The sequence below is a fragment of the Haloglomus halophilum genome, assembly GCF_024298885.1.
GTDB classification, from domain to species: domain Archaea; phylum Halobacteriota; class Halobacteria; order Halobacteriales; family Haloarculaceae; genus Haloglomus; species Haloglomus halophilum.
Window position 1 is genome coordinate 3,363,781 of sequence record NZ_CP101166.1, and the last position, 24,001, is coordinate 3,387,781.

Consider the following 24,001-nt stretch of genomic DNA (forward strand, 5'->3'; position numbering starts at 1 on the left):
GGCCGACCGGGGCCCGCCCGACGACCCGCCGACGGTCGGCACGCCCCGGCCACGGCTCCGCTTGGAGTCGCTGGACCGGCCTCCGGGTCCGCGTTCGGGCCCTGCGGTCGCGGGACGTCCGCCCGTCGTCGGCCGCGCAGCCATGCGCTCTCGCCGGTCCCCCCGTCGTCCGGGGCGGCCACTCGGCATAGAACAATGGAAGTAGAAATCGCGACAATCGGCGGTTACGAGGAGGTCGGCCGGCAGATGACTGCCGTGCGGGCCGGCGACGACGTCGTCGTCTTCGACATGGGGCTCAACCTGTCGAAGGTCCTCATCCACGACAACGTCGAGACCGAGCGGATGCACAGCCTGGACCTCATCGACATGGGGGCCATCCCGGACGACCGGGTCATGAGCGACATCGAGGGCGACGTGCAGGCCATCGTGCCGACGCACGGCCACCTCGACCACATCGGCGCCATCTCCAAGCTCGCCCACCGATACGACGCGCCCATCGTGGCGACGCCGTTCACCATCGAGCTGGTCAAACAGCAGATCCAGAGCGAGGAGAAGTTCGGCGTCAAGAACGACCTCATCAAGATGGATGCCGGGGAGACGATGTCCATCGGGGATTCGGGCAACGTCGACCTGGAGTTCGTCAACGTGACCCACTCCATCATCGACGCCATCAACCCCGTCGTCCACACGCCCGAGGGCGCCGTGGTCTACGGGCTGGACAAGCGGATGGACCACACGCCGGTCATCGGCGACCCCATCGACATGGAGCGGTTCCGCGAGATCGGCCGCGAGGGCGAGGGCGTCCTCGCGTACATCGAGGACTGCACCAACGCGGGCAAGAAGGGCCGCACGCCCTCCGAGTCCGTCGCCCGGCGCCACCTCAAGGACGTGATGACCTCCATCGAGGACTACGACGGCGGCATCGTCGCCACCACGTTCTCGAGCCACGTCGCCCGCGTGAAGAGCCTCGTCGAGTTCGCCCGCGACATCGGGCGCCAGCCGGTCCTGCTGGGCCGGTCGATGGAGAAGTACTCCGGCACCGCCGAGCGCCTCGGCTTCGTCGACTTCCTCGACGACGTCGGTATGTACGGCCACCGCAAGAGCGTGGACCGCACGTTCAAGCGCATCATGAACGAGGGCAAGGAGAAATACCTGCCCGTCGTGACGGGCCACCAGGGCGAGCCGCGCGCGATGCTCACCCGGATGGGTCGTGGCGAGACGCCCTACGAGCTGGACCAGGGTGACAAGGTCATCTTCTCGGCCCGGGTCATCCCGGAGCCGACCAACGAGGGCCAGCGCTACCAGTCCGAGCAGCTCCTCCGGATGCAGGGTGCGCGCATCTACGACGACATCCACGTCTCTGGGCACCTGAACCAGGAGGGCCACTACGCGATGCTGGACGCGCTCCAGCCCCAGAACGTCATCCCGGCCCACCAGAACATGAAGGGCTTCGCGCCGTACGCGGACCTGTGCAAGTCCGAGGGCTACAAGCTGGGTCGTGACCTCCACGTCACGTCCAACGGCAACACCATCCAGCTGACCGAGTAATCCGGGTACGGGACCCCGTCCCCCGTGAGCGCCCTGCGATATTCCACTCGCCCGACGGGCTGGGTGACGCCGGACGTTCAGCAGTCGTATCGGGGGCCGTTATCTGCCCTGCCCTTTTTATATTCAGCTTGCATTATGGTATGCATGAGCACACCTCCCCGCTCACGACGCGGTTCGACCGGCCCGGCGCGCCCGGGTGCCATCGGTCCAGCCATCAAACTCGCCCTCGGTGCGGTCTTCGTCGCCACACTGGCGTACGTCGGGACCCTCGTCGCCGGCGCGGCTGCCGGCGCTGCCGTCCCGTTCGCCCCGCTGCTCGCGGGGCTCGGTCTGCTCGTGTTCTTCGTCGTCGTGTACGCGTTCGCTCCCGGCCCACTGTAACCCCTTGCCCAGCCCGGTTTCCCGCGCTCCCGTGGCCCGCTCCAGCCCTGCGGCCGCCGCCGGTTCGGTCACGGCGCCACGATAGCGTCGCGACCCGCGGGGCTTTTGGGTGTCGGCGCTGAGCGACCACCATGACCGACCCGGACGCAGGCGGCGGCGACGTGGATGTGGACCGGGCCATCCGCGACCGCCGCGAGCTGGTCAACGACGCCATCGTCGAGCGACTCCCCGTGACGGAGCCCGAACGGCTCTACGAGGCGTCGCGCTATCTCCTCGATGCCGGCGGGAAGCGGCTCCGCCCGACGATGCTGCTTCTCGTCGCCGAGGCTGTCACCGGTACCGAGCCGATGGCCGAGGACTACGAGGCCTTCCCGGACGTGGGGGGCGAGCCCGTGGACGTGATGAGCGCCGCCGTCTCCATCGAGGTCATCCAGTCGTTCACGCTCATCCACGACGACATCATGGACGACGACGACCTCCGGCGCGGCGTGCCCGCCGTCCACCGGGAGTTCGACCTCGAGACCGCCATCCTCGCCGGTGACACGCTCTACTCGAAGGCGTTCGAGTACATGCTCCGGACCGGCGCGCCACCCGAGCGCTCCGTGGAGGCGCTCGACCGGCTCGCCACGACCTGCACGGAGATCTGCGAAGGGCAGGCTTTCGACGTGGAGTTCGAGGGCCGCGAGGACGTGGACACGGACGAGTACCTGGAGATGGTCGAACTGAAGACCGCCGTGCTGTACGCCGCAGCGGCCGCGATTCCGGCGGTCCTGCTCGGAGCCGATGAGGAGACGGTCGAGTCGCTTGCTGGCTACGGACTCGACGTCGGCCGTGCGTTCCAGATCCAGGACGACCTGCTCGACCTGACCACGCCATCCGAGCAGCTGGGCAAGCAGCGCGGCTCGGACCTCGTCGAGGGCAAGCGCACACTCGTCACCCTCCACGCCCGCGAGCAGGGCGTCGACGTGGAGAACCTCCTCCCGGACGACGAGGACGAGGTGACCGAGGCCCAGGTCGACGAGGCCGTCGCGACGCTGGAGGCCGCCGGCTCCATCCAGTACGCCCGCGAGACCGCACAGGACCTCGTCGCCTCCGGGAAGGCGAACCTCGAACCCCTCCCCGAGGGGGAGCCGAAGGCCCTGCTGGCCGTCATCGCGGACTACCTCGTCGAACGGGAGTACTAGGGCGACCGATCACGTGTCGTCGGCCGGCGTGTCGCCGTGCTCCCGGTAGCCGCCGTCCGGAGCGGTGTCGTGTTCCCCGGCGTCCGGGAGCGTGAAGCTGAACGTGGTCCCCTCGCCCAGGGTGGAGTCGACGGTGATCTCGCCGCCGTGGTGCTGGACGATCTTCCGGCAGAGCGCGAGGCCGACACCCGACCCGCCGCTGGCGCCGACCGACGTGAACAGGTCGAAGATGTGTTCCTGGCGCTGCTCCGGGATTCCCGGTCCGGTGTCGGCCACCGCGAAGCGCCACATCCCGCCTGCCCGCTCCGCCCTGATGTCCACCGCAACGTGGCCCTCGCTGTGATTGATGGCGTTGGTGACGAGGTTCTGGAACAGCTTGGTCAGTTGCGTCCGGTTCGCCCGGACCGTCGGGAGCGGCTCGGCGGTCACCTCGGCATCCGCTTCCTCGATGGCGAGCATCTCCCGGACCTCCGCCAGCACCGCGGTGCAGTCGACCGGCTCGTGGGCCGACTCGTCGAGGTCGACCCGCGAGAACTCGAGGATCTCGTCGATCATCCGCTGCATCCGGTCGGCGCCGTCGACGGCGAACTGGATGAACTCCGTCGCGTCCTCGTCCAGTTCGCCCGCATAGCGGCGTTCCAGCAGGTCGAGGTAGCTCGATATCATCCGGAGTGGCTCCTTCATGTCGTGCGAGACCGCGTAGGCGAACTGCTCCAGCTCCGCGTTCGACCGCTCGAGCTCCTCGACGAGTTCACTCAGCTCCTCGCGGCGCTCCTCGAGTTCCTGCTGTCGTTCCTTCTGCTCGGTGATGTCGCGGATGACGGCCGTGAAGAGGTGGTCACCGTCGACCCTGGTCTCGCCGAAGGAGAGGCCCAGCTGCACCTCGTGGCCGTCCCGGTGTTCGCCGGGAACCTCGATCCAGTCCCAGTCGAGGTGCCGAGTTCCGTCCGTCTGGTACCGGTCGAGTGCCTGGAGGTGGTCCGGGACGAGCCGGTCGGGGATGATTCGCGTCAGCGAGGTCCCGACCAGCGTCTCCGGCTCGTAGCCGAATATCTCCTCGATGGTGTCGTTCGCGAAGCGGATCGTGCTGTCGCCGTCGATGGTGACGACGGCCACCGAGGAGTTCTTCGTCAGCGCCTCGAACCGGTTCTCGGTCCGTTCGAGTTCCTGATTCGCCGCCTCGAGCTGCGTGATGGTCTCCTCGAGTTCCACCCGGGTCTCCTCGAGCTCCCGTTCGCGCCGTTTGAGCGGCGTGATGTCGCGTCCGGCCGTGATGATCCGCTCCATCTGGTCCCGCCGGTCGGCCATCGGCACCGAGCTGACCGAGAGCCACTGGCGGGTGCCGTCGGGGCGTTCGACGGCGAGTTCACGATCCATGACCGGTTCGCCCGTCGCGATGACGCGCTGGGTCGGGAACGCTCCGGGGTCGAGCGGCTCTCCGGTCGCGTCGCGGATGGTGGCCGTCGGGCCCCCGGTGGCGTCGTGGCCGTCGATACCGAGGGCGTCGAGGAGCTCCGTCGCACGGTCGTTCGCCCGGAGGCGGTCCCCCTCGGGTGAGTGAACCGCCACGGCGACGGGCACCGCGTCGAGGATGCGCTCGGTCAGGTGGTGTTGTTCGCGGAGCTGTCGCTCGCGCTCGCGCTGTTCGGTGAGGTCGCGGGTGAACTTCGCGAACCCCCGGACCGCCCCGTCGTCGTCACGGAGTGCCCTGATGACGACACTCGCCCAGAACTGCGACCCGTCCTTCCTGACGCGCCAGCCCTCGTCCGTGACGCGCCCGTGGGTCCGGGCCTCCGCGAGCAGGTTCGTGGGTCTGTTGCGCTCGGTGGCCGCCTCGGGGTAGAACGTGGAGACGTGGGCTCCGAGGATCTCCTCCCGGCGGTAGCCCTTCAGATTGTGGGCCCCCCGGTTCCAGGATGTCACGTACCCCTCCGGATCGAGCAGGAATATCGCGTGGTCCCTGATTCCGTCGACGAGAGCCCGGAACTCGTCGGCCTCGGCGGTGGTGAGTGCTCGCGTCGCGTTGCGCCGCCGCAGGACCGTTTCGACCGTGTCGACGAGCTGCTGGAGCGACCCATCGCGCTCCTTGGAGATGTACTCGGTCACGCCCGCCGAGAGTGCATCGCTGGCCACGGCCTCGCTCCCGTCGGCCGTGTGGACGACGAAGGGGAGGTCCGGCCGGTCCTCCTGGAGCCACTCGTAGAGGCCCAGCCCGGTCCCGTCCGGGAGCGTCGCCTCGCTGACGACACACTCGACCGGCTGGCGTTCGAGGTGCTCCCTGGCGGCATGGGCGGTGTCGACGGTCTCCACCGTCGGGATGTCGGCCTCCTCGAGCGCCGATACGATCCGGCTCGTGGTCGGGTCGTTCGGATCGACCACCAGGACGAGCGAGGGGGTTTCGGCCTCCCCCGTCGGGGGGCTGTCCAGCGGATGGGGGTCCAGCATACGTGTTCGGAACTCGGCGGCGACGCCTGCGCGTTCACGGGCAGATAGCGCCCACCCACGGATAAATAATCCCCAACGACTACCGAGAGAAACATATCTGACGGTGGATGTCCGTGTGGGAACGTGGAGTCCGACGACGCCCCGACGCTCCCCTGGCCGCACGGCCCCCACGCCCCCCCGACCAGAGTTATGGCCCGACCCCTCTAGCGACCACCATGCCCTTCCTCTCGGGCGACACCGTCGACCTGGAACCGCTCGACCCGGACGACGACGACCACGTCGCCGTCTACCGGGCGTCGCGCAATCAGCCTGCGATGCGCGTGACTGGTGCGTACGAGGCTGGCCTGACGACCGGGGAGGCCCGCGAGCGCATCCGGGAGCGACGGGCCGATGACCGCGACGGCGCCCTGTGTGTTATCCGGGCGGAAGGCGAGCCGCTGGGATGGGCCGGCGTGACCATGACCGACGACCGTGCCCGGGTCGCCGAGGTGGCCTACTACGTCCTCCCGTCCGGGCAGGGCAAGGGGTACGCCACCGACGCCGTCCGGACGCTGGTCCGGTTCGCGTTCGAGACCCTCAACGCCAACTCGGCCGTCGCTCGAATCCGGGCCGACAACGAGGCCAGCCGGCGGGTGGTCGAGAAGGCCGGCTTCACGCGGGAAGGGCGTCGCCGGGAGGGCTACTACCGAGAGGGCGACTACCACGATATCGCCATCTACGGGCTGTTGCGGTCTGAGTTCGACGGGGCAGGCTCCGAAGCGGCCGAGGCTACCTCGGCAGATACCGACGAAGACGGGTGAGCGCAGGCGGTTCGCTGCCGGTTGTCTGCCGCTGCCGGGCAGTCCGTCGCCGTCCGTGGTGGTTCGCCGCGGTGGGACCAGGCTGTCTCCCCATGTCGGGTCGACCGACGGCCCGTGACACCTGAAGAGACTTGTCCCGTCCGTGCGGAGTCACGACCGTGCGACGACGCGCTCTCCTTGCCGGGCTCGCCGGGCTGGCGGGCTGCTCCGGGCTCTCGAGCGACGAGTCGGGGACGACGCTGACCCCGGCGCCGGTCCCCACCGGGACGCTGCGCTCGACGCCCGACCCGTTCAACCGCGAGTTCGACCTCGCGGACGCCGCGTTCGGGTTCGACGCGCTCACGGGCAGGACCCTCGCGCTCCACCCGCCGGGGTACGGTCAGGCGGGCCTCGCAGTCCGGCTGCGGTTCGTCCGCGAGTCGACGGCCGAGGAACCCGCCCGGCTCCGTGCCGCCCTCCGTCCGCGCGCGACGGCACCGACCGCGGTCGCGTTCGACTTCCCACCGTTCGTCCCTCGGGCCCGGCTGACCCGGCAGGCCGGGCCCGCGATGGAGTCCACGGCCGCCGCACGGGCGTGTTATCTCGTCCCGGCCCCGGGGTCGTCCTTCGCCGAGCACGTCCCCGACGTGGAACTGGCGGGCGGGTCGGGCGGCCGGTTCTGGCGGCTGGCCGGGCCGCCCCGTGACTGGCTCCCGGACCAGGGTCAGGTCCCCGTCGACGGGACGCTCGTGGGGGAGTTCCGCCTGGTCGCCGGGCCGGCAGCGACCGCGCCGCTGGCCGGCCGGTACGTCGGCGACGCGGCCCCCCTCGGCGGCATCTCGCTGTCGGCGTGGGACCGCGAGACACCGGGGCCGACGGCCGACTCCCGCTTCGACGTGACCGTCCCGCAGCTGCCACAGGGCCGGGCGACGCTCTGGTACCACGAGCTCTCCCCGCGAGCGTCCGTCTCCCTCCGACCGACCGTCGAGCGGGTCGAGCCACCCGCCACCGTCACGCTGACGCTGGTCAACCACTCCCGCGAGGCCGTCCGCGCGAACGACTGGTCCGTCCACCGGCTCGTCGACGGTGACTGGTACGAACTGGGGCCCCTGTTCACGAACGGTGCCACACGGTTCGTCCCGCCCGGTGGCCGCCACCGGTGGCGGTTCGGGCTGGCTCACGGCCCGGCGGCCGATGTCCCCGGGGAGCTGGGTCCACTCGACCACCGGCTGGGCTTCCTCGGCGGCGGCCGCTACGGCATCGCGGCGGGGTCGACCGACGACGAGGACCGCCCGGCCGCGCTGGTCGAGCTGGTCGCCCCGGAGCTGACCGTCCGGCCGACCGCCGACGCCACGGTGACCCGTGACGGCGAACGGGTCGTGGTCGAGGCCGACCCGCCGCGCGACGACGCCGACGACGAGCCGCGGACGCTGGTCCTCGACCGGCTCCCGCTCGGCGACCGGACGGCCACGCCACGGCCGACGGTGACGGCGGTGGATGGCGGCCTCCCCCGCCTCCTGCCGGAACAGGCGATGCGCTCGCGGGGGCTCCGGAACACGCTCCCGTTCGTCGAGGGGACCGACCAGGTCCGGCTCCGGACGAACGACGACGTGACGCGGCGAGCGCTCCGGCGCGTGGCGTTCCGGACCGGTGGCCGACGCTTCCGGTTCGGCGACGGCGACTTCCGCGTCACCGTCGGGAGCACCCAGCGGCCGGACAGGTGACGGAATAGGCGGCCGAGTAGGTGACGGAAGAGACGGCCGGACAGGCGACGGAGCTGGTCAGTCGTCGCGGTCGACGGGCGTCGCCGCGGTGTCGGCGTCGTCGGGGTCGTTCTGCGGCGAGGGGGGGTGGTAGTCGGTGTCGTACTCACCGGGCTTGCCGTCGACGCGGTCGGGGTTGATACGGCCACCCAGCAGCATGTAGTCGAGGACGGTGCAGTAGAGCATCGCCTCGACGACGGGCACGGCCCGCGGCGGGAGCGACGGGTCGTGGCGCCCGACGACCTGTACCTGCTTGTGCTCCTCGGTCTCCCAGTCGTAGGTGGTCTGCTCCTTCGGGATGCTCGTCGGGGCGTGCCACGTCACCTCGCCGTAGATGGGCTCGCCCGTCGTGATACCGCCCTGCAGGCCGCCGTGGTCGTTGCCGACGGGGACTGGGTCCCCCTCGTCGGCCACGACGGCGTCGGCGTCGGGGGCGTCCGCGTCACCCATCCGGGTCCAGTCCTCGTTGCGGTCGATGCCGCGCACGGAGCGGGCCTCACGGCCGAGGCCGAACTCGAACGCCGTGGTCGCGGGGATGGCCATCATCGCCTGGCCGAGGCGCGCGGGGAACGCGTCGAACCGCGGGGCGCCCAGCCCGCGAGGCACGCCGCGGGCCTCGAAGTAGATGGAACCGCCGATGGAGTCGCCCTCCTCCTGGTAGCGGTCGATGGCGTCGCGCATCTCCTCGGCCGTCTCCGGGTCCGCACAGCGCACCTCGTTCTCCTCGGAGTGTTCGAGCATCTCCTCGAAGGTGACCTCGGGGGCCTCGATGTCGCCGATCTGGTTGACGTGGGCTTTGATCTGCACGTCGTGTTCGCTCGCCGCGAGGACGGCCTTCGCGACCGCGCCCGCGGCCACCCAGTTCACCGTCTCCCGCGCCGAGGAGCGCCCGCCGCCACCCCAGTTGCGGGTGCCGAACTTCGCGGAGTAGGTGTAGTCGCCATGCGAGGGCCGGGGGGCCGTGACGAACGGCTCGTACTTGCCCGAGCGCGCGTCCTTGTTCTGGATGACCATCCCGATGGGCGTGCCGGTGGTGTAGCCGTCCTGCACGCCGGACTTGATGGACACCTCGTCGGGTTCGCCCCGCGATGTCGTTATCATCGACTGTCCGGGCTTGCGCCGGTCGAGCTCGCGCTGGATCGTCTCCTCGTCCAGCTCGACACCCGCCGGACAGCCCGAGACCGTACAACCCATCGCCTCGCCGTGGCTCTCGCCGAACGTCGTGAACCGGAAGAGCCGCCCGAACTCGTTGCCGTTCATTGAATCGGTGTGGGAGGTGGTCGCATTTAGGTGGTGCGTTCCGGGCAGGGCTGGCGCACAGTCCGGCGCCGAGTGGCCGCAGACCGCGGTCGGCGCGCCCTACATCGGTCGTTTATCCGATACGCCAGAGCATTTCCATACTGTCATGGATTCATCATATCTAAGGGTGCCATTTGTCGGAATGTATGCGAGATATACCGATAATGATGGCTGGGACGGGACAGCCGGCAACGGCGGGCTAGTTCGCTCCCCAGGCCGGCGCCCGGCTGTAGTGGGTGGCCACGCCGGTGGATTCAGGGTGCTCGGTGCCCCGGCCGGAGACATGCACAGCATTCCCCGCTACCTGCTGGGACCCTCGGGGACGCCGTGGTACGTCCGGGCGGTTCTCGTGGCGCTGGTCGCCGTGGCGGTGGGTGCATTCGTGCTGTGGCAGTATCCCGAACTGCAGTTGCTGTTCTCCTGATCGGGACCGAAGGTCGTAGCCGAACACGGCCGTCCCGTCGACCGCTCCGATATCATCCGGGATACTCGCCCCGTTCCCGAAGCGCGTCCACGACCTCGCGGACCCGGTCAGCCCGCCGTTCCGGGACCACCAGCGTCCGGCCGTCGTAGGTCGCCACCACGAGGTCCTCGGCGTCGACGACCGTGACGTGCGATTCGGGCCCGGTCGCCAGCGTACAGCCCTCGCTGTCGATGGCCAGCGACCGGCCCTCCCCGGCGGCGACGTTGTCGTCGGCGTCCCGTCCGAGCAGCGAGTCGAGCGCGTCCCAGGTCCCGAGGTCGTCCCAGTCGAAGTCGGCCGGGACGACGAACACCTCGTGGGCGTCGCCGTCGTCGTCGCCGTCGTCGCCAGCACCACCGCCCGCGCCGCCGTGGCGCTCCAGCACCGCGTAGTCGATGCTCACGTCCTCGACGTCCTCGTACCCGGCCTCGGGGACGCCGTCGTCGCAGGCCTCCACCAGCCTCGACAAGGGGGAATCGCGCGCCGCGTCGAGAAGCGCCCCGGGCGTCCACGCGAACGTGCCGGCGTTCCAGAGGTAGCCCGACTGCCGGTAGCGCGCGGCCGCGCCGACATCGGGCTTCTCGTAGAACTTCTCGACCGCGTGGTAGCGGGCGCCGTCCTCCTCGACACTGTCGAGCGTCCGCGCCTCGCCCGGTTTCAGGTAGCCGTAGCCCGTCGCGGCGCTGTCGGGTTCGATACCGAGCAGGACCAGCCCACCGGTATCGACGGCCACGCCGGCTGCCCGCTCCATCGTCGCGGCGAACCCGTCGCCGACGTGGTGGTCGCTGGGGAGACAGCAGAGCACGCAGTCGCCGATGGCCTCGCGGACGCGGTGGGCGGCGTAGACGAGCGCGGGGCCCGTGTCGCGCGCGGCGGGTTCGACGAGGACTGTCGCCTCGTGGTCGAGCTCCGTGACGGCCTCGCGGGCACGCTCGGCCGTCGCGGGCGAGGCGAGGACGAACGTCCGGTCGGCGAAGGCGGCGCGCTCGACGGTACGGGCGAGCAGCGAACGGCCGGTCCCGAAGTCGAGGAACTGCTTCTCCCGCCCCGGTCGACTCGCCGGATACAGTCTGGTTCCCGTTCCACCGGCCATCACGAGCGCCACGACCGGCCGCCCATCCCCGTCGTCGGTCCCGGCGGCGCGTCCGGTGTCCGTATCCATACGCTGCCCGACGACAGCACCCGGCAAAAGCCCACGGTCACCACCCGCCACCGCGGCCCAACCCGCGTCGATACCGGCCGGCCGACAAGGCTTATCATCCGACGCCACGCGTTCTCGACCGTGTCCTCCACCGACGCCGCCGGTCTCACCTACCGGCTGGTCCTCGCACTCTATCTCGCCACCGGCACTGCGGCCGTCGTGGTAGCGTCGCTCGTCGTCGTCGGCGTGACGGCCGGCCTCGTCGCCGTCGGCGCTGTGGGTTCCTGGCTCGGTGGGACGGTACTCGCCGCGGCCGTCCTCGGCTGGCTCGGGGTTCCCCGGTGGCTTCATCCCCGGCCGCTCTACGCGGCTGGCCGATCGTGGCTCCCGGCGCTGGGTGGCCTCGCGCTCGTCGGGATCGGCGTGGCTGTGGGGACCCAGAACGTTGGGGCGGCCGCAGCCCTGCTCCTCGGTGGCGGCGCCGTCGCGACGCTGGGCTGGTTCGTCCGGGTGATGGCGCGGAACGCCGAGGCGAGGGCGCGCCTCGACGGTGGCGGGGTGGTCACGTGGCGCGCCCGCCCGGCGAAGCGACGCCGGGTCGCGTGGTACACTGCCGGGGGGCTGTTCGTGGTGGTCGTCCTCGGCGTGATGCTCTGGACCCGGGACTGGTCGTTCATCGGTGTGCTCGGCATCGGATTCGCGCTCGCTGCGCAGGGCGCCAACCGGACACAGTACTGGCTCGGGGACGGAACGCTGGTGTACGGCAACCCGCAGGTCCGCTACCTGCTCCCGGCCGCCGACGTGACGGGGGTCCGTCACACCGACGCGGCCATCAGTATCGAGCGGCGGGGCTGGCGGCCGGCCCGGACGCTGGACCCGGCCGACCTCTCGGACCCGCAGGCCGTCGTCGCGGCACTGGATCGACTCGCTACGACGGCCGACGCAGGTGGCTAGTCAGTCGACGCTCCTGACGATGTACACGTCGTAGATCGGGCTCGAGACGACCGTGTCCCCCACGCTGCTGACCGGCGAGACGATACGGCCGGCGTTGTCGCTCCCGAGGACGACCACTTCCGCGTCGAGGTCGTACGCGGCCCGCCGGAGCTGCTTCGCGATGTCCCGTGGATGCGCGTCGTCGAGCGTTTCGAGCCGGAACTCCGCGTCCGGCGCGAGCTGCTCGACCTCGGTGGCGAACCGCTCGGCCCACTCGCTCGGCACGTACTCGGTCTCTCGTGACACCCAGCCCTGCTCCCTGGCGTACAGCGAATCGTCGGGGACGACGCTGACCGCGACGACCTGCTGGCCGAGCGCGTCTCCCAGTTCGACACCTCGTCGGAGTGCGGCTCGTGACAGGTCCGACCCATCGTACGCGACCATGACAGTCATACCCGCGGCTTCGACACGGGTGCTCATAGCCTTCCGTGGTGATTCCCACCCTCCGGGTCAGACGCCGTCGGGAAGCTCGATGACCTCGCCGTCCACCTCGACGGTCGGGTCGCGGATGATGCCGTCCTGGTGGATGGGTGCCTCCGTCTCGCCGCCGATTCCGGAGTCGTCGCCGACGGCGATGTGGACGGTGCCGGCGGCCTTCTCGTCGAGCAGGACGCTTCCGACGAGTTCGGTGACGGCGGTGTTGGTCCCGATACCCAGCTCCGCGAGGTTGTAGGCCGCGTCGCCGGCAGTTTCGGCCGCGCGCTCGAACTCCTCGCGCATCACCTCGTCGTCGATGGCCGTCACCTGCCCGTCCTCCACCTCGAAGGTGAGGGTCTGTCCCTCGTCGAGCAGGCCGTGGGGGTCCATCGTCCCGTCGACGACGAACCGACCGTCGGCGGTCTCGGGCGCGATGAACACCTCGCCCGCCGGGAGGTTCGAGAAGGCACCCGCCTCGGCGATGTCGCCCGTGTCGGCCAGCCACTCACGGCTCCCGGGACGGAACGTGATGTCCGTCCCGAGGTCCGTCGTCACGCGGACCTCGTCGGCGTCGGCCACCTTCGTCAGCATCCGGTCGCACTCCGCGGCGATGGCCTCGTAGTCGGCAGCCAGGCCCGTCTCGAACACCTCGCGGGTGATGCCGGGGAGGGTCGCCCCTCGTGCGCCGCCCTCGCAGGCCTCCTTCCGTGCGCTCGTGTGGCTGATGCTCTTCGAGGTCGGCGCGAGGAAGGCATCACAGCCCGTCATCGCCGCGGCCACGCCCGTGGTCGGCTCCTCGCCGTGCTGGCTCCCGACGGGGTAGGTGACCAGCGACACGTCGTCGGTCACCTCGCTGCCCGCGAGGTAGCACTCCTCACCGATGACCGCCCGCTTCTCGTCGGTGACGACGACCAGCGACTCGCCCGGCTGCAGTTCCAGACACTGTCGGACGGCCGTCCGCGCCGCCGCCGCCATCGGTCCGCGCTCCGCGTCGGAATCGCTCATATCCGGCATCCGGTCGGCGGCGGGATAGTGGTTCCCCACCGGCGGCGTACGGGTGACTGCGTCCGGACACTCCTCGGGGCCGTGCGGTCAGTCGTCGAGCGCGTCCCGGAGGTCCCGTGGCACCGTCTCGAACCCCGTCCCGTCCCCGATGGCGGTGCCCTCGGTCGCACGCTCCATCAGCGTCGCGTGCGTGTCCACCGTCGCGCCGTCCGGTCGCTGCTGTCGGTAGGTTCCGTCCGCGGCCATCTCCCAGGCACGTCGGTTGTCGGCCAGCTGGAGGTCGAGGATGGACGCGAGTTCGCGGCAGTGTGCCGGCTCCTCGACGGGGACGACCGCTTCGACCCGGCGGTCGAGGTTGCGGGTCATCCAGTCGGCGCTCCCGATGTAGAACGGAGTGTCGGCGTTGGCGAAGTGGTAGATACGCGCGTGTTCGAGGAATCGCCCGACCACGGAGCGGACGGTGACGCTCTCGCTGACGCCCTCGATACCGGGCCGGAGCCGGCAGATGCCCCGGACGACGAGGTCGATGTCGACCCCGGCCATCGACGCCTCGTACAGCTCGCGGACGATGGCGGGGTCCTCCAGTGCGTTGAGCTTCGCGACGATACGGGCGTCCTCCCCGTCGCGGGCGGCCGCGGCCTCCGCTCGGATGAGGTCCGTGACACGGTCGCGCAGGCCCGTCGGCGCGACGAGCAGGCGCTCGTAGTCGTTCTCGCGGGAGTGGCCCGTGAAGAAGTTGAACAGCCGGACGAGGTCGTTGCCGACGCGGCGGTCCGCCGTGAGGAGCCCGAGGTCGGCGTACAGCTTCGCCGTCCCCGCGTGGTAGTTGCCCGTGCCGACGTGGGAGTAGAGCCGGACGCCCCGGTTCGCGGCCGGGCCGTCGCCGGTCGCCTCGGTCCCGCGCTCGCCGTCGGTCCCCTCGTCACGGACCACGAGCGCGCACTTCGCGTGGGCCTTCAGCCCCATCGTCCCGTAGGCGACGTGGACGCCCTCCTCCTCCAGCCGGCGGACCCAGCGGAGGTTGTTCGCCTCGTCGAAGCGGGCCTTCAACTCGACCATCACCGCGACCTGCTTGCCGTTGCGCGCGGCCTCGATGAGCGACTCGATGACCTTCGAGTCGTGGGCGGTGCGGTAGATGGCACATTTGATGGCCAGCACGTCCTCGTCGCGCGCCGCGGCCCCCAGGAACGCCTGGACGGTCCCCTCGAACGAGTGGTACGGGTGGTGGGCGAGGACATCGCCCTGCCGGATGGCGGCGAACAGCTCCGGGCCCTCGCGGTCAGCGAAACGAGGGTGGGGCTGTGGCTGCCAGCCCGGCAGTGCGAGGTCCGGCCGGTCGAGGTCCGTGAGCCGTGACAGGTCCCGCAGGTCGAGCGGCCCCTCGCGCTCGAACAGTTCGCGCTTCTCCAGGCCGAGCTGGTCGAGCAGGAGCCGACGCGTCGCCTCGTCCATCCGGGCGTCCACCTCCAGCCGGACGACGGTCGCGAACCGGCGGTCTCGGAGGATGCCCTCGATGCTCCCGATGAGTCCCTCGGCCACGTCCTCGTTGCGCCGGACCTCCGCGTTCCGGGTCACCCGGAACGGGGCCGCATCCAGGACCGCCACGTTCGGGAACAGCAGGTCGAGGTTCGCCGCGACGACCTGCTCCAGCGGGACGAACCGCGCCGGCTGGTGGATGGTCGTTCCGTCCGTCGGCCCCGCGTCGGCCGTGTCCTCACCGTGGGTCGCCAGCACGTCGTCGAGGTCGACCAGACGGGGCCGGTTCTCGGGAATCTTCACCCGGGAGAACCGCGGGTCGCCGTCGCCAGCGCGCGTGCGCACGGCGAGCGAGAGCGAGAGGTTCGAGAGGAACGGAAACGACTTGCTGGCGTCGTAGGTGAGCGGCGTCAGCGTCGGCAGGACGGCCGCCTCGAAGTACGACCGCAGGGCGGCCCGCTCGTCGGCGTCGAGGTCGTCGTGGTCGTGGACGTGGACGCCGGCCTCGGCCAGCGTGTCACGGAGGTCCTCGCGCCAGCACCGGGCGGCCGCCGCCGACAGGTCGCGTGCGGTCGAGAGCGCGTCGAGCCACGTCTCGCGTGGGGTTCGTCCGTCCGGGAACGTCTCGGCGACGCCGGCGTCGAGCTGTTCCTTCAGCCCGCCGACCCGCTTCATGAAGAACTCGTCTATGTTGCGGGTGATGATGGTGAGGAACTTCGCGCGCTCCAGCGGCGGGTTGCGGTCGTCGAGCGCCTCGTTCAACACCCGCGCGTGGAAGGTCAGCTCCGAGAGCTCGCGGTTGAGGTAGTAGGCCGGGTCCGAGAGGTCCACGTCGCCGTCGTCGGGTGGCTCCGGCACGGCACCCCCGTACCGTGCGAGGCCGGAGGGCGAATCGTCGCCGTCGGCGTCCGTCTGCGCCGCCGTAACCGGCGTCGGGTCGTCGACGGCCTCCGCCGTCTCGGCCTCGCGCTCTGTAGCCGACGCATCCGGCGGGTCCGGCGGGTCGGTCGTTCCGCCAGGGTCCTCGTCTCCGGTCCCGGAGGGCTCCTGCTCGCTCATAGGGGACGCACCGTGCACCGGCGCAAAACGGTTCGGGTCGGATGGCCGGGCCGCGGGAGCGACCCGGGCCGGTGACTCGGGTCGGTCACTCCGAGATGGCGGGGTCGGCCGGGTCGAGGAACTTGCGGTCCGGGCGATGCTGGTAGGTGTCGAACGCCTCGACGCTGTGGAACTCGCCGGTCCGGTAGTTGTAGGCAGTCAGCTGGCCGCCGTACACACAGCCGGTATCGAGGCCGACGGCGTACTCGGTCACGACCGGTCCCTCGAGGACCGTGTGGCCGAAGAACACCGTCGTCGGCCCCTCGTACGTCTCCCACCAGAACGGGCCGTCGTAGCCGTTCTCCGGCGGGACGGCGCGGAAGGTGAGCAGGTCCTGGAGCCCGTGCTCGGCGAGGTCGCGGCGGGGGTCGACGCCGCCGTGGACCACCATCGCGTCGCCGAAACTGATGACGACCGGGAGCGAGGCGAGGTAGCCGTCGACATCCGCGTCGTCCAGCGCGTCCAGCGTCTTCCGGCCCTGTATGAGCTTGTCCTCGTTGTTGCCCCGGACGCTGTAGGCGTTCGGGAGCTGTCGGACGTAGTCCAGGACGCCATCGCTGTCGGGACCCTTGCGGACGAGGTCGCCGACGAACAGCAGCAGGTCGTTCGGGCCGGGGTCGATGGCCGCGAGGAGTGCTTCCAGCTCGGCGAGGCAGCCGTGGACGTCACCGATGAGGTAGATGTCGTCGTAGGCCTCGTCGTCGAGGCGGAGATGGTACGGGGCAACTGCGGGGTCGAGGTCGCCACACGTGATGTGGGCCTCCTGCGTCTCTGATCCTGTCATCACGGGTGGTCCGTCGGCTGCCTCCGGCGTCGGTGTCGAGGCATCGTCCATGCACACCCGACGGCCGGCGGAAATATATAATTTCGCTACATAATCGTGTAATTGGCCGAATAATCTATAGAGGTGACGGGTAACATACCTATTCCGCGTGCTCTCGCCCGGCCCAGCGCACGGTCGCAACGATGCAGGTCGTTCCATCCGACAGGTCGCCACATCCGGCAGGTCGTCGCCCCCGATGTCCCGACCCGGACCGCCCGTCGGCCGCGCTTCGGTGGTTCCGGCGAGCGCAATCCCTTTGAGGGGTTCCGGCGAATCCGGACCCATGAGTGCGCTCGACGACGAGAAGTACGAGAAGCACCGCGAGGCGGGAGAGATACTCGCCGAGGTGCGCGACGAGGCAGCCGAGAAGGTCGAGGTCGGCGCGAGCCACCTCGAGATCGCGGAGTGGGCCGAGGACCGCATCCGCGAACTCGGTGGGGAGCCGGCCTTCCCGGTCAACATCAGCATCGACGAGGAGGCCGCCCACGCGACTCCGTCGGTCGACGACGAGTCGACGTTCGGCGAGGAGATGGTCAACCTCGACATCGGCGTCCACGTCGACGGCTGGCTGGCCGACACCGCCGTCACGGTGGACCTCTCCGGGAACCCCGAACTCGCCGAGGCGTCGGAGCAGGCGCTCGAAGCCGCACTCGATGTCGTCGAGGCCGGCGTCTCCACCGGCGATATCGGTGCCGAGGTCGAGGACGTCATCGAGGGCTACGGGTTCAACCCCGTCGTCAACCTCACCGGTCACGGCCTGGGCCACTGGGAACAGCACACCAGCCCCAACATCCCGAACCGGGCGGTCTCGCAGGGCGCGACGCTCGAAGCGGGCGACGTGGTCGCCATCGAGCCGTTCGCCACCGACGGGAGTGGGAAGGTCAAGGAGGGGAGCGAGGAGGAGATCTACGCACTCGAGCGCGAGGCCTCCGTCCGGAACCGGCAGGCGCGACAGGCCCTGGAGCAGATCGTCGACGAGTTCAAGACGCTCCCCTTTGCCACGCGCTGGCTCGAGACCTCCCGCGCCGAGATGGCGCTGCGACGCCTCGAACAGAACGGCGTCGTCCACGGCTACCCCGTCCTGAAGGAGCAGGAGGGGTACCTCGTCAGTCAGAAGGAGCACACCGTCATCGTCACCGAGGACGGCTGCGAGGTCACGACCCGGTCCCGGTAGCGACCGCCGACCGAACGCTGCGTCATCAGCTCTCCGGGCACGTATCCGAGCCACGGAGCCGCCGCTGGGTCGGACAAGTCCGGTGCTGCGCTCAGAGCCACAGGAGGTCCGCGTCGCAGTCGCGTCGCGGCGGTCGCTACGCCTACGCGTTGTTCATCCGCACCGCGTCCTCGTCGCCGCAGACGACACACGTGGCGACCCGGTAGGGCTCGCGCGAGAACTCCGCGTTCTCCGCCTTCGTACTCTCCGTGCGGATCTCCACCGAGACCTGATGGGCGGTCTCGCGGCCACAGGTTCCACACTGCTCCACCATATCACCGTCATCGGAGCGGGTGTTCACTGACATCACCAGTTTCGAGGGGCGATAGCATCGTAAGAACCCCCGACCGTTGGGGGTCGTTCGGACCGTTCACGACTGCTGTGGTGGAGTAACCTCGAAACTAGTCAGTTCCGGGTGCATAACCGTTCTGGCCGTCGCACCCGGCTCCGTTCCGACCGTTCAAACCGTTGAACGGCCAGTAGATTCTTGTACCAGATTGGAACTGACTGTTCAGTCGGGTCCCTGTCCGACCCGGCCGTTCGGGCGGTGGGTCGCCCCGCTCTCCCGTCGTTCGGGTAGCCCCCGGACCCGACCGGTTTCCGGTCATCCGGGTGGACCGTGACCGGCAGTGCGGGCGCCGGGAGACTGATACCCCTCCTGGCCCACCGGGGGACATGGACCAGGTCTTCGCCCCGTGGCGCATCGAGTGGGTCGAGCGCGACCCCGACGACCAGAACCCCGAGATGGACTGCCCGTTCTGTGGGCTCCCCGAGCGCGAGAACGCCCGCGAGGCCCGAATCGTCGCGCGGTCGGCCCACGCGTTCGTCCTGCTGAACAACTACCCGTACAACCCGGGCCACGCGATGGTCATCCCGTTCGAGCACGGCGGCGACTACGGGGCGCTCTCCGACGAACAGCTCCTCGACCACGCCCGACTGAAGGCCCGGACGCTGGATGCACTGGAGACAGCGTTCCACCCGGACGGCGTCAACACCGGCGAGAACCTGGGCGGCGACGCCGCGGGCGGCTCCATCGAGGACCACCTCCACACCCACGTCGTCCCGCGCTGGAGCGGCGACACGAACTTCATGCCCGTCATCTCCGACACGAAGGTCATCGTCGAGGCGCTGGAGGACACGTACGACCGGCTTCACGACGCGTTCGCCGCACAGGACGGAGCCGAGAATCCCGGGCCGGAGCGGGCCGTCCGGCTCGACCTCCACCGGTGACCTGCCGGCTCCCCAGTGGCTCCTCGCTGGGACCCGACAGCGGTTAGTGCGCGGGGGGTCCACGCTCGGGTGATGCCCGACGCCGAGTCCGGCACCTCGCCCGAACCCGGTCCCCATCAGCGGAGCGGTGGGCGGGCCGGCGAGGAGGCCGCGAGCGAGCGGCGGCGGGACGTGCTCCGCCGCGTCGGCCTGCTCGTCCTCGGCGCCAACCTCGTCCTCGCGGTCGCGAAGGGCGCCGTCTGGTACCTCACCGGCAGCCTCGCCGTCGGGGGCGAAGCCGTCAACAGCCTCGCCGACGCCCTCTACTCGGTGGTCGTGCTGGGTGGGCTCTACCTCACCACCCAGCCGCCGGACTTCGAACACCCGCACGGCCACGAGCGCATCGAGCCGTTCGTCTCGCTCGTCGTCGCGCTGGGAGTCTTCATCGCCGCGGGGGCCGTCGCGCGGAACGCCATCGGGGCCCTGCTCTCCGGGGAGCCGGCCGTCTCGGGCGGGGGGCCGGCGATGGTCGTGCTCGCGCTCTCGGCCGTCGTGAAGTTCGGCCTCTACCGGTACGTCCTCGATGTCGCCCGGCGCCGGCACTCGCCCGCGCTCCGTGCGACCGCACTCGACAACCGGAACGACATCCTCGCCGCCAGCGCGGCGCTGCTCGGCGTCATCGGCGCGAGCATCGGCTACCCGTGGCTCGACCCCGCGGCCGCACTGGTGGTCGCCGCCGCCATCGCCTACACCGGCGTCGAGATCGTCCGGGACAACGTCACCTACCTCGTCGGCCGGGCCCCCCCCGAGGACCTCCGGGCCGATATCGTCCGTCGTGCGCTCGACCACCCCGACGTGGAGGGCGCCCACGATGTCATCGCCCACTACGTCGGTCCGGAGGTGGATGTCTCGCTCCACATCGAGGTTGCCGGCGACCGAACTCTCCACGAGGCCCACGACATCGAGACGGACGTGGTGAGCGCCATCCGGGACCTGCCGGAGGTCGACGACGTGTTCGTCCACGTCGACCCGAAGGAGCTGGGCGAGTGGAAGGACGACCCCGACGTGGACCGGCTGGCGGGCGAGGCTCCCGGCGGTGCCACCGACGGTGAACCGACCACGGCGGACGAGTGACCGTCCGGACGAAGAGCCGGCGGACCGCCGACCGGACGGAAAGCACAACCCGACGGAGCCCCTCGAATCGGGTGATGGCGTCCGAACAGGAGTCCGTCGGTGACGTCGATGCGGTGCTTCGCGAGGAGCGCGAGCGGGTCGAGACGGCGCTCGTCGAGTTCGACCCCGACCTGCTGCGCCGACTCGGTGTGGCCCCGGACGCGGTCGTGTCCGACCTGTTCACGCCGGTATTCGTCGACACGGCCACGGACTTCGAGGATCTCGACGAGTTCCTGTCGGTGGCTGGTACCGACTCGCTCTGGGCCCTCGAGCGCTGGCTGGACTGGGTCCTCGACTGGCACGTCCTCGGGAACACGCGGTTCTGGTCGTGGGAGTGGATGGTCCACGCCGCCGTGGCGGTCCGGGCGAGGGCCGCCGAGATCGGACCGGTCCGGTGTGCGTGTGGCGGCTCCGTGACGCCGGTGACGGCTTCGGACGTGGAGGAGCCGGGGCGGGCCGACGGCCGCTGGGTCGAGTACCGCTGCACGGCGTGCGACGCGACGGGCCGAGCCAGCCGCTCGCCCGACGGTACCGAGACGCTCGACGGGCTCGAACGGGTCTGACCGACACTGCGCCGCCCCGTTCCGCTGTCCCGTTCCGCCTTGTCCCGCTCTCCCCCGTTCCCGTTCTGTCGTCCTGCGAGCCCGCTCCCGTTCGGGAAACCCGGACCCTTCTTGCCGAGCCGGTGAGAGCGTTCGCGCGATGGTCGATGCCCTCCCCCTCGCGGTCGCAGTCGTCGCCTTCGCGGCCGTCGCCGAGCTCCTCGACCGGACGGGGCGGCTCCCCGAGAGCGTCAGCGTCACGGGGCCGTTCGTCACGCTCTCGTCGACCCGCGGGCGGGCGCTGCTGACCCGGCTGGCCCGCCCACGGCGCGCGTGGCGGCGCGCCGGCAACGTCGGGCTCGTCGGGGTCGGGGTCGCCATGGCCCTCGCGGCGGTCGGCGTCCTCCTCGCGGGGGCCGCCGCGCTCGCAGACCCCGGGGCCTCGCCCATCGACTCGGCGAGCAGCGTCCTCGTCATCCCGGGTGTCAACCGCTTCCTGCCGCTCGCGGCCGCGCCGGAACTCCTGTTCGCCGTCCTCGTCGGGCTCCTCGTCCACGAGGGCGGACACGGTATCTACTGCCGCGTCGAGGGTATCGAGGTCGACAGCGTCGGCCTGTTCCTCCTCGGCGTGATTCCGGCCGGCGCGTACGTCCTCCCGGCCGAGGACAGCGACGAGCGCGCGAACCTGGGCGGCTGGGCGCGGATGTTCGCCGCCGGCCCGGTCAACAACGTCGTCCTCGCTGTCGTCGCGTTCCTCGCGCTGCTGTCGGTCCTCGGGAGCGTCCAGCCCGTCCCGGGCGTCGCGGTCGGTGGCGCCTTCGCCGGCGCGCCCGCGGCGGACGCCGGTATCGAGCAGGGCGACGTGCTGACGAGCGTCGACGGGACGCCCGTCCGGTCGGCGGCGGACCTGGACGCCGCACTGGCGAACGCCTCCGGGACGGTCCGCGTCGAGCGGGCCGACGGCCCGCCGACACGGGTGCGACCGGAGCCGACGGTCGTCCGGGCCGCCGACGGTGCGCCGTTGACGACGCCGGAGACGGTGGCGGCGGTCAACGGCACGAACGTCTCCAGCGAGCGCGCGTTCCGCGACGCGCTCGCGCCCCGCGAGGTGGCCGCCCTCCGTGTCCGACCCGGGACCATCGACCCCTCTTTCGACCCCTCGTCCCCGAGCTACGGGGACGACCGCACCCGGACGGTCATCGCGGCGATGGGGCTGTCCGGGCAGGTCGTCGAGGGGGGGCCGCTGGCCGCGGCCGGCCTCCCGGCCGGGGAACGAGTCGTCCTGGTCCGGGTGGACGGCGACCGGACGCTCGACCTGGCGGCGCTGGAGGACGCGCTCGCGGACCGGGACCCGGGGGACGAGATTCGAGTCGTGGCGTACGCCCCCTCGGGGGACGCCCGGCACGCCGGCGCCCGTCGTGAACTGACGGTCACACTCGGCGGCGATTCCGACCCCGTCGTCGGCGTCCTCCCGGAGGCGGGCGTCTCCGGGCTGGTCGTCTCGGACTTCGGCGTCGGCGTCTACGACACGAATACGTATCTCCGGGCGCTGGCGGGCGGCGGCATCCCGACAGCGGGCGCGGACGGACCGCTGGGACGTGCCTTCGCCTTCCTCCTGCTGCCGCTCGCGGGCGTGACGGGCCTCGCACGCTACAACTTCGCCGGGTTCGTCGGTCCCGCACGGTCGCTGTACGAACTGACGGGGCCGCTCGCGGCGCTGGGCGATGTCGGCTTCGCCGTCGCCAACGGCCTGTTCTGGCTGGTCTGGCTGAACGTCCAGCTCGCGGCGTTCAACTGCATCCCCGCCTACCCGCTGGACGGCGGTCGGCTCGTCCGCGTCGGCACGGAGTGGCTCGGCGTGCGCTACGACGTGGGTGACCCAACGCAGCTGGCCGAGCGCGTGATGGTCGGGACGACGCTGGCGATGCTGTCGGTGCTGGGGCTGATTCTGGTCGTGAGCATCGCGCTGTGAGGCAGGTGCGGCGTGAAGGTCAGTTATCGGTCGCAGCCCGGGAGGTTGCACTCCCGCCCGCGGTCTCGACCCGGACCTGCACGGTGGCCTGGTCCTCACGGTGGTAGAGGGTGTACTCGCCGGTGAGCGTCCGCTCCTCGCCGGCCGCGAAGTCGGTCGCCAGCCGAGCGCCACCCTGGCTGTAGTCCGCGATGAACTCCTCCTTCGGCGTCTCGTGGTCCAGGAATCCGCGGAAGGTACCCGCACCGCCCTCGTTCCGGACGACGAGTTCGTAGTCGACGGTCGTGGTGGGGAAGTCGTCGTGGTCCGGCGTCGGCGACTGGTGCGGGGTCGGGCCGGGTGTCGTTCCGGGTTCGCCCGCGACGAACGACTCCAGCGTGAACGCGGGCGGTTGGCTCCCGAGCCGTTCCAGTGCCGACGTGGGCAGCTGCCCGAGCGTCCGCTCCTCCGCGGGCCACCGCAGGGTCGCCTCGTCAGGGTCGATATCGGCCGGCACCTCGAACGCCGTCCAGGCACGTTCGGCGTCGCCGACGAGCGAGTAGTTTCGCCGGCGTGACTCCTCGTAGGTCTGCACCACGTCGCCGGCCTGTACGTCGAGCCGGAGGGCGTCACGCGCCGGATACCCCTCGGCGTTCTGGAAGGCGCGGCTGTTCCCCTCGGGCGTGTGCTCGTCGGTCCCGATGGCGACGTACACCAGCCAGCCATCGCTCGTGCGCAGGTCGAGGAACCCGCCCATGATGTGCCGCCCCAGCGCCGAGGACTGCACCGAGGTACCGGTCAGCGTCACGTCCGCGGGATCGACGGGCGTCGGTGACCCGTTCGGGCCCTTGCCGGTCGGCGTGTGCCGGTCGGTCGGCGTATCGGTGGGTGAGCCGGGGGTCGGCTCGTCGTCGGAACCGCTTCCGAGGTCGATACAGCCGGCGACGCCGGCGAGCGCCCCGGCCGTCAGGCCGAGGACGGCGCGCCGCGAGCGGTCGCCGGTCGATGCGTCCGTGGGGGGCTCCTCTCGCATGGTGAGGCCTCCGCTCGGCACTGATAAACGCTTCGTGGAGGCACAAAGAGGCCTTTGAACGAGCT

General features: G+C 70.6%; 21 protein-coding genes. 12 read left to right on the plus strand and 9 right to left on the minus strand.

The features are described from left to right. Window positions 1-195 precede the first annotated feature (195 nt). The 3 genes from NL114_RS16330 to idsA3 all read left to right on the plus strand — a co-directional run bounded on the left by NL114_RS16330 (window position 196) and on the right by idsA3 (window position 3,113). Window positions 196-1,548, plus strand: coding sequence for a ribonuclease J (locus NL114_RS16330; RefSeq protein ID WP_254821980.1), 1,353 nt, complete (start codon window positions 196-198; stop codon window positions 1,546-1,548). 144 nt (window positions 1,549-1,692) lie between these two features. Further along, window positions 1,693-1,929 (plus strand): hypothetical protein, encoded by a 237-nt coding sequence (locus NL114_RS16335; RefSeq protein WP_254821981.1) that lies wholly within the window; start codon window positions 1,693-1,695, stop codon window positions 1,927-1,929. Window positions 1,930-2,060: 131 nt separating this feature from the next. Then, entirely contained in the window at window positions 2,061-3,113 is a 1,053-nt protein-coding gene (idsA3, locus tag NL114_RS16340; protein ID WP_254821982.1) for a geranylfarnesyl diphosphate synthase, read from the plus strand. Between the two features lie 9 nt (window positions 3,114-3,122). On the opposite strand, the gene NL114_RS16345 is transcribed toward idsA3, so the two are convergent. Next, window positions 3,123-5,558 (minus strand): PAS domain S-box protein, encoded by a 2,436-nt coding sequence (locus tag NL114_RS16345; RefSeq protein ID WP_254821983.1) that lies wholly within the window; start codon window positions 5,556-5,558, stop codon window positions 3,123-3,125. A 215-nt stretch (window positions 5,559-5,773) separates the two neighbouring features. Here NL114_RS16345 and NL114_RS16350 point away from each other — a divergent pair, with 215 nt between their 5' ends. After that, window positions 5,774-6,358 carry a GNAT family N-acetyltransferase gene (locus NL114_RS16350; RefSeq protein ID WP_254821984.1) on the plus strand — a complete coding sequence of 195 codons (585 nt, stop codon included), beginning with the start codon at window positions 5,774-5,776 and terminating at the stop codon, window positions 6,356-6,358. Between the two features lie 158 nt (window positions 6,359-6,516). Next, complete coding sequence (locus tag NL114_RS16355) at window positions 6,517-8,061, plus strand: hypothetical protein (protein WP_254821985.1); 1,545 nt, start codon at window positions 6,517-6,519, stop codon at window positions 8,059-8,061. Between the two features lie 57 nt (window positions 8,062-8,118). Here NL114_RS16355 and aroC read toward each other — a convergent pair whose 3' ends face one another. After that, window positions 8,119-9,360 (minus strand): chorismate synthase, encoded by a 1,242-nt coding sequence (gene aroC / locus NL114_RS16360; protein WP_254821986.1) that lies wholly within the window; start codon window positions 9,358-9,360, stop codon window positions 8,119-8,121. A gap of 322 nt (window positions 9,361-9,682) precedes the next feature. Between aroC and NL114_RS16365 the strand changes: the two genes are divergently transcribed. Beyond that, a complete protein-coding gene (locus NL114_RS16365) occupies window positions 9,683-9,823 on the plus strand; it encodes a hypothetical protein (protein ID WP_254821987.1) in 141 nt (46 codons plus the stop codon). 52 nt (window positions 9,824-9,875) lie between these two features. On the opposite strand, the gene NL114_RS16370 is transcribed toward NL114_RS16365, so the two are convergent. Beyond that, complete coding sequence (locus NL114_RS16370) at window positions 9,876-11,024, minus strand: mannose-1-phosphate guanylyltransferase (protein WP_254821988.1); 1,149 nt, start codon at window positions 11,022-11,024, stop codon at window positions 9,876-9,878. Window positions 11,025-11,144: 120 nt separating this feature from the next. Here NL114_RS16370 and NL114_RS16375 point away from each other — a divergent pair, with 120 nt between their 5' ends. Continuing rightward, window positions 11,145-11,957: a hypothetical protein gene (locus tag NL114_RS16375; protein ID WP_254821989.1), complete on the plus strand. Its 813-nt coding sequence runs from the start codon at window positions 11,145-11,147 to the stop codon at window positions 11,955-11,957. Here NL114_RS16375 and NL114_RS16380 read toward each other — a convergent pair whose 3' ends face one another. The 4 genes from NL114_RS16380 to NL114_RS16395 all read right to left on the minus strand — a co-directional run bounded on the left by NL114_RS16380 (window position 11,958) and on the right by NL114_RS16395 (window position 16,776). After that, on the minus strand, window positions 11,958-12,389 hold the full coding sequence (locus NL114_RS16380; protein WP_254821990.1) for a universal stress protein: 432 nt from the start codon (window positions 12,387-12,389) through the stop codon (window positions 11,958-11,960). A gap of 57 nt (window positions 12,390-12,446) precedes the next feature. After that, window positions 12,447-13,418, minus strand: a complete 972-nt coding sequence (locus NL114_RS16385; RefSeq protein WP_254821991.1) for an aminopeptidase — start codon at window positions 13,416-13,418, stop codon at window positions 12,447-12,449. A gap of 87 nt (window positions 13,419-13,505) precedes the next feature. Continuing rightward, the gene (gene ppk1, locus NL114_RS16390) at window positions 13,506-15,953 is read right to left on the minus strand and encodes a polyphosphate kinase 1 (protein ID WP_254821992.1); all 2,448 of its coding nucleotides are present in this window, start codon (window positions 15,951-15,953) and stop codon (window positions 13,506-13,508) included. A gap of 85 nt (window positions 15,954-16,038) precedes the next feature. Then, entirely contained in the window at window positions 16,039-16,776 is a 738-nt protein-coding gene (locus tag NL114_RS16395) for a metallophosphoesterase family protein (protein WP_350355436.1), read from the minus strand. A gap of 322 nt (window positions 16,777-17,098) precedes the next feature. Between NL114_RS16395 and map the strand changes: the two genes are divergently transcribed. Continuing rightward, window positions 17,099-17,989 carry a type II methionyl aminopeptidase gene (gene map / locus NL114_RS16400; protein ID WP_254821994.1) on the plus strand — a complete coding sequence of 297 codons (891 nt, stop codon included), beginning with the start codon at window positions 17,099-17,101 and terminating at the stop codon, window positions 17,987-17,989. 142 nt (window positions 17,990-18,131) lie between these two features. Here map and NL114_RS16405 read toward each other — a convergent pair whose 3' ends face one another. Beyond that, the gene (locus NL114_RS16405) at window positions 18,132-18,335 is read right to left on the minus strand and encodes a DUF7835 family putative zinc beta-ribbon protein (RefSeq protein ID WP_254821995.1); all 204 of its coding nucleotides are present in this window, start codon (window positions 18,333-18,335) and stop codon (window positions 18,132-18,134) included. A gap of 368 nt (window positions 18,336-18,703) precedes the next feature. Between NL114_RS16405 and NL114_RS16410 the strand changes: the two genes are divergently transcribed. The 4 genes from NL114_RS16410 (at window position 18,704) to NL114_RS16425 (ending at window position 22,924) form a co-directional block, all read left to right on the plus strand. Beyond that, window positions 18,704-19,258, plus strand: coding sequence for an HIT family protein (locus tag NL114_RS16410; RefSeq protein WP_254821996.1), 555 nt, complete (start codon window positions 18,704-18,706; stop codon window positions 19,256-19,258). A gap of 72 nt (window positions 19,259-19,330) precedes the next feature. Further along, a complete protein-coding gene (locus NL114_RS16415; protein ID WP_254821997.1) occupies window positions 19,331-20,371 on the plus strand; it encodes a cation diffusion facilitator family transporter in 1,041 nt (346 codons plus the stop codon). Window positions 20,372-20,445: 74 nt separating this feature from the next. Then, complete coding sequence (locus tag NL114_RS16420) at window positions 20,446-20,973, plus strand: DUF3268 family zinc-finger domain-containing protein (protein ID WP_254821998.1); 528 nt, start codon at window positions 20,446-20,448, stop codon at window positions 20,971-20,973. Between the two features lie 139 nt (window positions 20,974-21,112). Beyond that, on the plus strand, window positions 21,113-22,924 hold the full coding sequence (locus NL114_RS16425) for a site-2 protease family protein (protein WP_254821999.1): 1,812 nt from the start codon (window positions 21,113-21,115) through the stop codon (window positions 22,922-22,924). A gap of 19 nt (window positions 22,925-22,943) precedes the next feature. Here the strand turns inward: NL114_RS16425 and NL114_RS16430 are convergent, their stop codons facing one another. Then, window positions 22,944-23,936, minus strand: a complete 993-nt coding sequence (locus tag NL114_RS16430; protein WP_254822000.1) for a hypothetical protein — start codon at window positions 23,934-23,936, stop codon at window positions 22,944-22,946. Between the last annotated feature and the right edge of the window lie 65 nt (window positions 23,937-24,001).